General features: G+C 56.3%; 8 protein-coding genes. 4 read left to right on the top strand and 4 right to left on the bottom strand.

The genetic code is table 11. From position 1 onward, the window contains the following. Window positions 1-56 precede the first annotated feature (56 nt). From clpX to ACIGHL_RS06850, 4 genes are all read left to right on the top strand, one after another. The gene (gene clpX / locus ACIGHL_RS06835; protein WP_045427644.1) at window positions 57-1,337 is read left to right on the top strand and encodes an ATP-dependent Clp protease ATP-binding subunit ClpX; all 1,281 of its coding nucleotides are present in this window, start codon (window positions 57-59) and stop codon (window positions 1,335-1,337) included. Window positions 1,338-1,470: 133 nt separating this feature from the next. Next, on the top strand, window positions 1,471-3,867 hold the full coding sequence (gene lon / locus ACIGHL_RS06840) for an endopeptidase La (RefSeq protein ID WP_128121341.1): 2,397 nt from the start codon (window positions 1,471-1,473) through the stop codon (window positions 3,865-3,867). A gap of 133 nt (window positions 3,868-4,000) precedes the next feature. After that, a complete protein-coding gene (gene hupB, locus ACIGHL_RS06845; protein WP_019339231.1) occupies window positions 4,001-4,273 on the top strand; it encodes a nucleoid-associated protein HU-beta in 273 nt (90 codons plus the stop codon). 207 nt (window positions 4,274-4,480) lie between these two features. Further along, window positions 4,481-6,334, top strand: a complete 1,854-nt coding sequence (locus tag ACIGHL_RS06850) for a SurA N-terminal domain-containing protein (protein WP_128121340.1) — start codon at window positions 4,481-4,483, stop codon at window positions 6,332-6,334. Between the two features lie 62 nt (window positions 6,335-6,396). Here ACIGHL_RS06850 and fabI read toward each other — a convergent pair whose 3' ends face one another. Genes fabI through ACIGHL_RS06870 form a run of 4 tightly spaced genes read right to left on the bottom strand, consistent with a single transcriptional unit; the run spans window position 6,397 to window position 10,917 of the window. Continuing rightward, complete coding sequence (fabI, locus tag ACIGHL_RS06855) at window positions 6,397-7,191, bottom strand: enoyl-ACP reductase FabI (protein WP_045427639.1); 795 nt, start codon at window positions 7,189-7,191, stop codon at window positions 6,397-6,399. Then, window positions 7,172-8,821, bottom strand: a complete 1,650-nt coding sequence (locus ACIGHL_RS06860; RefSeq protein WP_128121339.1) for an ABC transporter ATP-binding protein — start codon at window positions 8,819-8,821, stop codon at window positions 7,172-7,174. The genes fabI and ACIGHL_RS06860 overlap by 20 nt, the downstream gene beginning before the upstream one ends. A gap of 1 nt (window position 8,822) precedes the next feature. Next, window positions 8,823-9,842, bottom strand: coding sequence for an ABC transporter permease (locus ACIGHL_RS06865; RefSeq protein WP_045427634.1), 1,020 nt, complete (start codon window positions 9,840-9,842; stop codon window positions 8,823-8,825). 1 nt (window position 9,843) lies between these two features. Continuing rightward, window positions 9,844-10,917, bottom strand: a complete 1,074-nt coding sequence (locus tag ACIGHL_RS06870) for a microcin C ABC transporter permease YejB (RefSeq protein WP_045427631.1) — start codon at window positions 10,915-10,917, stop codon at window positions 9,844-9,846. Between the last annotated feature and the right edge of the window lies 1 nt (window position 10,918).

Genomic DNA, 10,918 nt, shown 5'->3' on the forward strand with positions numbered 1-10,918 from the left:
ATGCCTGCATTTGCCTTCATCTTGTATTACATGCCTTCCCCGATTGGATCGATCGAATGACTGACACCCGCAACGGCGAGGATTCCGGCAAGCTGCTCTATTGCTCTTTCTGCGGCAAAAGCCAGCACGAAGTACGCAAGTTGATTGCCGGGCCCTCGGTTTTTATCTGCGACGAGTGCGTCGACCTGTGCAATGACATCATCCGTGAGGAGGTGCAAGAAGCACAGGCTGAGAGCACATCGCAAAAGCTGCCTGCACCCAAGGAGATTAGCGGCATCCTCGACCAGTACGTAATTGGTCAGGAGCGAGCCAAGAAGATCCTGGCTGTGGCTGTGTACAACCATTACAAGCGACTCAACCAGCGCGATAAGAAGGAAGAAGTCGAGCTGGGCAAGAGCAACATACTGCTCATCGGACCGACCGGTTCTGGTAAGACGTTGCTTGCGGAAACGCTGGCCCGTTTGTTGAATGTTCCCTTCACTATCGCTGACGCTACTACGCTGACCGAAGCCGGCTACGTGGGCGAAGACGTTGAAAACATCATTCAAAAACTGCTGCAAAAGTGTGATTACGATGTGGAGAAGGCCCAGATGGGCATCGTCTATATCGACGAGATCGATAAGATCTCGCGCAAGTCGGACAATCCCTCGATCACCCGTGACGTCTCTGGCGAAGGTGTGCAACAGGCGTTACTGAAGCTGATCGAAGGCACGGTTGCCTCCGTACCACCGCAAGGTGGACGTAAGCATCCGCAGCAGGAATTCCTGCAGGTGGACACACGAAACATTCTGTTTATTTGCGGCGGTGCGTTTGCCGGACTCGAGAAGGTTATTCAGGGTCGTGCAACCAAAGGCGGGATCGGCTTCAATGCAGAGGTTCGCAGCACGGAGCCGGGCAAGAAAATTGGCGAGTCGCTGCGTTCAGTTGAACCGGACGATCTAGTGAAGTTTGGTTTGATTCCCGAATTCGTCGGTCGTCTGCCGGTAATCGCTACACTCGACGAGCTCGACGAGGCGGCGCTGATTCAGATCCTCACCGAGCCGAAGAACGCCCTGACTAAGCAATACGGCAAGCTGTTCGAGCTTGAAGGTGTCGATCTGGAGTTCCGTGCCGACGCACTGAAAGCAGTCGCGGCTCGTGCGCTGGAGCGCAAAACAGGTGCTCGAGGGCTACGCTCAATCCTCGAAGGTGTATTGCTGGATACCATGTATGAAATTCCTTCTCAGAAGGATGTCAGCAAGGTAGTCATCGACGAGAGCGTCATCGAAGGGACTTCTCAGCCGCTGCTCATATATGAGAACAGTGAGCCGCCTGCCAAGGCCGCGCCGGACGCGTGATAGAACAAGGGGGCCTCCGGCCCCCTTTGCTTTTCTACAGTCTCCTTGTTTTTTGCATTGCGCGCCCTCATCTTGATTGCCAAGGGTATGAATTTCCCGTTTACCGCCGTATGGCCGTCGTAGAGCTGAATTTATGAAGACAACCATCGAATTGCCCCTTTTGCCGCTGCGCGACGTAGTGGTTTACCCGCACATGGTGATTCCGCTGTTCGTTGGGCGGGAAAAATCCATTGAGGCCCTTGAAGCAGCAATGGCTGGCGATAAGCAGATATTGCTCTTGGCCCAGAAGAACCCAGCCGATGACGACCCGAACGAAGAGGGGCTCTATCGTGTGGGTACGGTCGCAACGGTGCTGCAGCTGCTGAAACTGCCGGATGGCACAGTGAAAGTGCTTGTCGAAGGCGAACAGCGTGGCGTCATAGACCGGTTTTTCGACGTTGAGGACCATTGCCGGGCCGAGGTCTCACTGATCGATGAGTCGGAGATCGAAGAGCGTGAAGCGGAAGTCTTCACCCGCAGCCTTTTGAGCCAGTTCGAGCAATATGTTCAGTTGGGCAAAAAGGTGCCCTCCGAGGTGCTTGCCTCGCTTGCCAGCATCGACGAGCCGGCGCGTCTGGTCGATACCATGGCTGCGCATATGGCGCTCAAAATCGAACAGAAGCAGGCAATCCTCGAAATCACCGATTTGCCGGCGCGAGTCGAACATGTGTTGGCGTTACTTGATGCTGAAATCGATCTGCTACAGGTGGAAAAACGCATTCGTGGCCGAGTTAAGAAGCAGATGGAGCGCAGTCAGCGTGAGTACTATTTGAATGAGCAGATGAAGGCCATTCAAAAAGAGCTGGGCGATATCGACGAAGGCCACAATGAAATCGATGATCTCAAGAAGCGCATCGAGAATGCCGGCCTGAGCAAGGACGCCTATGCCAAGGCGACCACCGAGCTGAACAAACTTAAGCAGATGTCACCGATGTCGGCTGAAGCCACCGTGGTCAGGACCTACATCGATTGGCTGGTCAACGTACCGTGGAAAGCAGCCAGCAAGGTTCGCCTTGATCTCGCCAAGGCTGAGGAAGTGCTTGATACCGATCACTACGGCCTCGAAGAGGTCAAAGATCGGATTCTTGAATACCTCGCAGTGCAGAAACGTGTGAAAAAACTAAAAGGTCCGGTTTTGTGTCTGGTCGGTCCTCCAGGCGTGGGTAAGACCTCGCTGGCCGAGTCCATTGCTCGCTCGACGAATCGCAAGTTCGTGCGCATGGCGCTGGGTGGGGTGCGGGACGAAGCTGAGATCCGTGGACATCGTCGTACGTACATCGGCTCCATGCCTGGTCGGTTGATCCAGAAGATGAGTAAGGTCGGCGTGCGCAATCCGCTGTTCCTGCTCGACGAGATCGACAAGATGGGTAACGACATGCGCGGAGACCCTGCGTCTGCTCTGCTTGAGGTGCTAGACCCTGAGCAGAACCACAACTTCAACGATCACTATCTCGAGGTCGACTACGACCTCTCAGACGTGATGTTCCTTTGCACAGCCAACTCCATGAACATCCCGGCGCCACTGCTTGATCGTATGGAGATCATTCGTCTGCCCGGCTATACGGAAGACGAGAAGATCAATATTGCCACCCGCTATCTGGTCCCGAAGCAGGTTCAGGCCAATGGCCTTAAAAAGACTGAGTTGCTGTTCGATGATGAAGCTATTCGCGACATCATTCGTTACTACACTCGCGAGGCCGGCGTTCGCGGACTGGAGCGTCAGATAGCCAAGGTATGCCGCAAGGTGGTGAAGGAGCATGCCGCAGAGAAGCGCTTTGAAGTCAGTGTTACAGCCGAATCGCTGGAGCACTTCCTGGGGGTTCGCAAATTCCGCTACGGGCTTGCCGAGCTGCAAGATCAGGTCGGTCAGGTCACCGGCTTGGCATGGACTCAGGTTGGTGGCGAGTTGCTCACCATCGAAGCAGCCGTAGTTCCAGGGAAGGGGCGGCTGACCAAAACTGGGTCGCTTGGCGATGTGATGGGGGAGTCCATCACAGCAGCGTTAACCGTGGTACGTAGTCGCGCGAAGAGTCTCGGCATCCCTGTCGATTTCCACGAAAAACAGGATATTCATATCCATGTCCCGGAAGGCGCTACGCCGAAGGATGGTCCTAGCGCAGGCATCGGCATGTGCACCGCGTTGGTTTCAGCAATGACCCAGATTCCTGTTAGGGCCGAAGTTGCCATGACCGGCGAGATCACGTTGCGGGGGCAGGTGCTTGCGATTGGCGGTTTGAAAGAGAAACTGCTCGCGGCCCACCGCGGCGGAATCAAGACGGTGATCATTCCTGAAGAAAACCAGCGTGATCTGAAAGAGATTCCTGAGAATATTAAGCAGGACCTGCAGATTAAACCGGTCAAGTGGATTGACGAAGTCCTCCAAATTGCGCTGCAATACGCGCCGGAGCCCTTGCCCGATGCGGCTCCAGATATCGTTGCAAAGGATGACAAGCGCGAGTCTGATTCCAAGGAGCGAATCAGCACGCATTAGTCCGAGAGGCTTGATTGACACATTTTCGGTGGCCTTGATATAAGCCGGCCTTTTGTGTAGTTGCTATTTCGGCACCGCTTTGCTTACACCTAAAAATTATAGATACGACTCAACAGAAATAAGGGGACTTAGAGTGAACAAGTCGGAACTGATCGATGCTATCGCCGCATCTGCTGATATCCCGAAAGCTGTTGCTGGCCGCGCGCTGGATGCAGTAATTGAATCCGTTACAGGCGCTCTGAAGGCTGGTGATTCCGTGGTGCTGGTTGGTTTCGGTACTTTCGCTGTCAAGGAGCGCGCTGCTCGCACTGGCCGCAATCCCCAGACTGGCAAGCCGATCGACATCGCTGCAGCCAAGATCCCGGGATTCAAGGCAGGTAAGGCTCTGAAAGACGCTGTCAACTAAGCGTTTTCGATCCGGCCAGTTGCCAGTTAGCACTGGCCCTGGCTTGGGGCGGTTATTCGAACAGGCACTGCTTGTTGCGTTCGGGCTTGGGGGATTAGGCCCAGCTGCTCCAAAAGCTCCGAGAAGGCGCATCCCTGGATGCGCCTTTCTTTTTATCCGGATTCCCGCGCTGCAGCGACGACTGCGCAGCTGACTCCTGGGGGACGCATGCTTCAGAATATCAGGGACAACTCACAAGGCTGGATTGCCAAAACCATCATAGGCATCATCGTGATGCTGCTGGCTTTGACCGGCTTTGACGCCATTTTCAATGCCGCCAGTAATAGCCGAAATGCCGCTGAGGTCAACGGTGAGGAGATCTCACTGGACGAGCTCAACCAAGCCATGAACATGCAGCGTCGCCAACTGGCTCAGCAGCTCGGGGGCAACTTCGACCCATCGATGCTGGACGACAAGCTGGTACGCGAGTCATCACTACGAGCGCTCATTGACCGTGCGCTTTTGCTGCAAGGTGCCCGCGATGCAGATTTCGCCTTCTCCGAAACGGCGCTTGATCAGCTGATCCTGCAAACTCCTGAGTTTGCCGTGGACGGCACATTTAATGCTGCGCGTTTCGATCAGGTAATTCAGCAAATGGGTTATACCCGGCTGCAGTTCCGCGAGCTGTTGAAACAGGAAATGTTGATTGGCCAACTTCGCGCCGGCATTTCCGGTTCCGGTTTCGTCACGGATGACCAGATCGAAGCTTTCGCTCGGCTTGAGCAGCAGACGCGTGATTTCGCAACCATCACCGTGCCGGCTGATACCGACGCAGTTGAAGTCAGCAGTGACGAGGCGCGCGAATTTTATGAACAAAATACGGACCGCTTTCGCTCGCCGGAGCAGGTTATTGTCGAGTATGTCGAGCTAAACAAGGAGTCCTTCTTTGACCAGGTCGAAGTGTCGGAGGAGGAAGTGCAGGATCTGTATCAGCAGCGTATCGCTAACCTGGCAGAACAACGCCGTGCGGCGCATATTCTGATCGAGACCGATGATGCTGGCGATGCAAGCGCCAGGGAGAAGATTGACGAGGTCGCTAAGCGTTTGGCCTCAGGCGACGACTTCTCAGCGCTGGCTAAGGAACTTTCCGAAGATCCGGGATCCGCGGGTGAAGGGGGGGACCTCGGCTTTGCTGGTCCAGGCGTTTACGACCCTGCTTTCGAGGAGGCGCTTTACGCTTTGGAGGAGGGCCAGGTCTCTGCGCCGGTTCGCTCCGATTTCGGCTGGCACTTAATCAAGCTTCTGGATGTTCAGTCGCCAGAGATCCCAACATTGGAAAGCCTAAAACCTGAACTGGTGCGGGAACTCAAAGCTCAACAGGTTGAGCAGCGCTTCGTCGAGGCCAGCAAGCAGCTCGAGGACACCGCATTCGAATCTGCCGATCTTGTCCAGCCAGCACAGGAATTGGGTCTTTCGGTACAAACGACCGAGGCGTTCGGTCGTGAAGGTGGAGCTGGCGTCGCATCAAATCGACAGGTCATCCAGGCTGCGTTCAGTGATGAGGTTCTGATCGACGGCGCTAATAGCGGTGTGATCGAACTGGATCCGGACACCGTCGTTGCGGTGCGAGTGAAGGAACACCTGAGACCCGAAGTGTTGCCTTTCGATACAGTGAAGGACGACATCATCGCTCAACTCAAGCGCAGTAAGGCGGCAGAACAAGCGATTGAAACCGGTGAGCAGCTGATCGCTTCCCTGCGTGATGGTGGGCAGGTCGAGCAGCAGTGGCAGCCGGTCGAGGCCGCCTCGCGCAGCCAGGAAGGGATTGAGCCTGCAGTACTTCAACAAGTGTTTCGAATGCCGATACCGGAGGAAAGCGACAAGCCGAGCTACAGCAGTGTTCGCCTGCCAGACGGAGATCTCGTCGTGGTTCGTCTGAGCGGTGTAAGCGAGCCCAAAGCCGAGCTCTCTGAGGAAGACAAACAGAACTATCGTCGTTTCCTGGCGTCGCGGAGTGGCCAGCAAGATTTCGCTGCCTACCGTCAGATGCTCCATGCGGACGCTGAGATCGAGACCTTCTGAGCAAGTCCTAGCGCAAAAAAAACCCGCATCCATATGCGGGTTTTTTTATAGCGCCGGGTGGATCAGTCTTCCATTGCGCCCATCGCAGTGGTGTTGAAACCACCGTCGACATAGAGAATTTCGCCACTAATCCCCGAAGCCAGATCTGAACAGAGGAAGGCACCCGCATTGCCGACCTCGTCAATGGTGACATTGCGGCGTAGCGGCGTCTGCTTTTCGTTGGCCGCCAGCATCTTGCGGAAGCTCTTGATCCCAGAGGCTGCCAGCGTACGGATTGGGCCAGCGGACACAGCGTTGACGCGAGTGCCCTCTGGGCCCAGGCTGCCGGCGAGGTAGCGAACACCTGCCTCGAGACTGGCCTTGGCCATGCCCATTACGTTGTAGTTGGGCATGGTGCGTTCAGCACCGAGGTAGGAGAGCGTGAGGATGCTGCCATTGCGCCCCTTCATCATCGGACGTCCAGCCTTGGCCAGCGCGACGAGACTGTAGGCGCTGATGTCATGGGCGATGCGGAAGCCGTCACGTGTAGTGACCTCGGTGAAGTCGCCGTCGAGCTGATCGCCCGGAGCAAAGCCGACTGAGTGAACGATACCGTCCAGACCGTCCCACTTTTTGCCGAGCTCTTCGAATACCTTGACGATCTCGTCGTCGCTGGCGACATCACAAGGAAAGCACAACTCCGGCCCCGAGCCCCAGCCAGCAGCGAACTCCTCGACGCGGCCCTTGAGCTTTTCATTTTGATAGGTGAAAGCCAGCTCGGCGCCCTCACGATGCATGGCCGCGGCGATTCCGGAGGCAATCGACAGCTTGCTGGCGACGCCGACGATCAATACGCGCTTACCGGTTAGAAAACCCATGTGCTTGTCCCTCTTCTGGTTGTTCATCAGTAGCTGGGACCATGAACGCTGATTCCAGTAACTGTTGTGTATATGGATGTTGGGGAGCAGCGAAGATTGCTTCTGCCATTCCCTGCTCAACGACCTTACCTTGCTTGACCACCATCATCTGATGGCTCAGCGCCCGAACCACTGCCAAGTCGTGGCTTATGAACAGGTAGGTCAGGTTGTACTTGGCCTGAAGTGAGCGCAGTAGCTCGACTACTTGCCGCTGTACGGTTCGATCCAATGCCGAGGTTGGTTCATCAAGCAGGATCAGATCAGGCTTGAGGACCAAGGCCCTGGCAATGGCGATTCGCTGCCGTTGGCCTCCCGAAAACTCATGGGGGTAACGGTGCCGACTTTCTGGGTCGAGTCCAACCTCGACCAGTGCATCGATGATTGCTTGCGCTTGCTCCTCGGCCGAACCCAAGCCATGGATACTGAGCCCCTCTCCAACGATCTGCCCCACCGACATGCGAGGGCTCAGACTGCCGAAAGGATCCTGAAACACGACCTGCATTTGCCGGCGCAATGGACGTACTGCCCGTTGTGACATCGCCTCAAGCGCATGGCCCTGGAAGCGGATTTCGCCGCTGCTCGAAAGCAGACGCAGAATAGCCAAACCCAGCGTGGATTTCCCCGAGCCGCTTTCGCCGACAATGCCCAGCGTCTGACCTTTCGGCAGGTTGAACGTGACGCCATCGACTGCCTTGATATGGTCCACGGTGTGCCTGAAAAGCCCCTTTTTGATTGGGAACCAGACCCGCAGATCATTCACTTCCAGCAGTGTTGGCGACGAGGACTCAACCGGCACCGGTCCGCCGCTAGGTTCTGCCCCGAGCAGTTCCCGTGTATAGGGATGCTGCGGTGATCGGAACAATTCCTCGCAAGGTGCCTGTTCGACGACACAACCGCTCTTCATGACACATACATGGTGAGCGATTCGGCGAACCAGGTTCAGGTCGTGACTGATCAGCAGCAGAGCCATGCCTAGTCGGGCCTGCAGCTCTTTGAGCAGCTCGAGTATTTTCAGTTGCACTGTGACGTCCAGCGCAGTGGTGGGTTCGTCGGCGATCAGCAACTCGGGTTCGTTTGCCAGAGCCATGGCGATTACCACGCGCTGGCGCTGGCCGCCCGAAAGTTCGTGAGGGTAGGCTCGGATTCGCTTGGTAGGCTCGGGTATTCCAACCAGCTCAAGCAGCTCAAGGGTACGTGCTGTAGCTGCCTTGCCGTTGAGCCCCTTGTGAATCTGCAGCACCTCATTGATCTGCTTGCCAATGGTGTGCAGTGGGTTCAGCGAGGTCATCGGCTCTTGGAACACCATGGCGATGCGGTCGCCGCGTATGCCGCGCATGCGTTTCTCGCTCGCTTTGAGCAAGTCCTCACCACCGTAGCGAATTTCTCCTACCGGATGCTGTGCGAGGGGGTAGGGCAGCAGCCGCAGGATCGAGTGCGCCGTGACGGATTTACCGGATCCGCTTTCGCCAACCAGCGCAAGCGTCTCGCCTTTGCGGATATCGAAGCTCACGCCCGTCACCACGCGCTGGGCCTGACCATTTGTGACGAACTCGACGGCCAGATCGCGGACCTCGATAAGGTTCTCGGTCATGCTATTTCCTTGGGTCGAAAGCATCGCGAGCAGCCTCTCCGATAAACACCAGGAGGGTCAGCATGACGGCTAGCACCATGAATGCGCTGATGCCCAGCCACGGCGCCTGCAGATTCGCCTTGCCTTGTGCGACCAGCTCACCCAGCGAAGGGGCGCCAGGCGGCAAGCCGAAGCCGAGGAAATCCAAGGCGGTCAGGGTGCCGATCGCTCCTGTAAGGATGAATGGCATGAAGGTCATGGTCGACACCATTGCGTTGGGCAGAATGTGGCGGAACATGATTGCGCCGTTGCGCATGCCCAGGGCGCGTGCTGCCCGTACGTATTCGAGATTACGGCCGCGTAGGAACTCAGCCCGAACTACATCGACCAGGCTCATCCAGGAGAACAACAGCATGATGCCGAGCAGCCACCAGAAGTTCGGCTGCACAAAGCTTGCAAGGATGATCAGCAGATAGAGCACCGGCAGGCCGGACCATATTTCCAGGACTCGCTGACCAACGAGGTCGACCCAGCCGCCGTAGAAACCCTGCAGCGCGCCGGCAATTACGCCGATCACCGAGCTGATAAGTGTCAGGGTCAGCGCAAACAAAACCGAGATCCGAAAGCCGTAGATGACTCTTGCGAGCACGTCGCGCCCCTGGTCATCGGTGCCTAGCCAGTTCTCCCAGGATGGCGGGGCGGGAGCGGGTACCTGCAGATCGTAGTTGATACTGGAATGATGAAAGGGAATCGGCGGCCAGACCATCCAGCCACCTTTCTTCTCGATCAGTTCCTGAATGTAAGGTCCTTTGTAGTTGGCCTGCAGTGGAAACTCGCCCCCGAAGACGGTCTCTGGATAGCGCTTGAACACGGGCACATACCAGTCGCCATCGAAACGAACCACGATCGGCTTGTCGTTGGCAATCAGCTCGGCGCCTAGGCTAAGTACGAACAGGGTCAGAAAGATCCACAGTGACCACCAGCCGCGCTTGTGGGCCTTGAACAGGGCGAACCGGCGCTGGTTCAGCGGCGACAGCTTCATCTCAAGCCTCCCTGCTTTCGAAGTCGATTCGAGGATCGACGAGCGTGTAGGTCAGGTCGCCGATGAGCTTGACCACCAGACCGAGCAAGGTGAAGAGGAACAGCGTGCCGAACACGACGGGATAATCCCGATTGATGGCTGCCTCGAAACTAAGCAGGCCAAGGCCGTCTAACGAGAAAATGACCTCGATCAGCAGTGAACCGGTGAAAAACATGCCGATAAATGCCGAGGGGAAGCCAGCAATGATGATCAGCATTGCGTTACGGAATACGTGTCCGTACAGCACGCGATTTTTGCTCAAGCCTTTAGCGCGTGCTGTGATGACGTACTGCTTGTTTATTTCATCGAGGAAGCTGTTTTTCGTCAGCAAGGTGAGCGTCGCGAAATTTCCGATCACCAATGCCGTAACGGGAAGCGCAAGATGCCAGAAGTAGTCGATGATCTTGCCGGTGAGCGAAAGCTCTTCGAAGTTTCCGGAGGTCAGCCCCCTCAGTGGGAACCAGTTCCAATAACTACCTCCGGCGAACAGCACGATCAGCAGGATGGCGAACAGGAACGCAGGTATTGCATAGCCAATGATGATGGCCGAACTGGTCCAGACGTCGAATGCACTGCCATGTCGAGTTGCCTTGGCAATCCCCAGTGGGATCGATGCCAAGTACATGATGAGCGTGCTCCATAGCCCCAGCGAGATCGACACCGGCATTTTTTCGATAATCAGATCGGTCACGCTGGCATCGCGGAAAAAGCTTTCACCGAAATCCAGCCGCAGGTAGTTGCTGAGCATGATCCAGAAACGTTCTGGTGCCGGCTTGTCGAAGCCGTACAGGCGTTCGATTTCGGCAATCAGGTCAGGGTCCAGGCCTTGCCCGCCTCGATAGCTGTTGCTCCCAGTCGCGACTTCGGATCCTCCGCCTGCGATCCGGCTGGTTGCGCCTTCGAAGCCCTCAAGCTTGGCAATCGCCTGTTCGACGGGGCCGCCAGGTGCGGCCTGAATGATGATGAAATTGATCAGCAAGATGCCGAACAGAGTTGGGATGATCAGTAGTAGGCGCCGGAAAATGTACGCGAGCATG

This window comes from Pseudomonas sp. NPDC077451, from assembly GCF_044543345.1.
Taxonomy (GTDB): domain Bacteria; phylum Pseudomonadota; class Gammaproteobacteria; order Pseudomonadales; family Pseudomonadaceae; genus Stutzerimonas.

Coding starts and splice junctions, on each gene's coding strand:
- ACIGHL_RS06865 (WP_045427634.1), bottom strand. CDS start 9,842: ATGAAGCTGTCGCCGCTGAACCAGCGCCGGTTCGCCCTGTTCAAGGCC.
- ACIGHL_RS06850 (WP_128121340.1), top strand. CDS start 4,481: ATGCTTCAGAATATCAGGGACAACTCACAAGGCTGGATTGCCAAAACC.
- lon (WP_128121341.1), top strand. CDS start 1,471: ATGAAGACAACCATCGAATTGCCCCTTTTGCCGCTGCGCGACGTAGTG.
- ACIGHL_RS06870 (WP_045427631.1), bottom strand. CDS start 10,917: ATGCTCGCGTACATTTTCCGGCGCCTACTACTGATCATCCCAACTCTG.
- clpX (WP_045427644.1), top strand. CDS start 57: ATGACTGACACCCGCAACGGCGAGGATTCCGGCAAGCTGCTCTATTGC.
- fabI (WP_045427639.1), bottom strand. CDS start 7,191: ATGGGTTTTCTAACCGGTAAGCGCGTATTGATCGTCGGCGTCGCCAGC.
- ACIGHL_RS06860 (WP_128121339.1), bottom strand. CDS start 8,821: ATGACCGAGAACCTTATCGAGGTCCGCGATCTGGCCGTCGAGTTCGTC.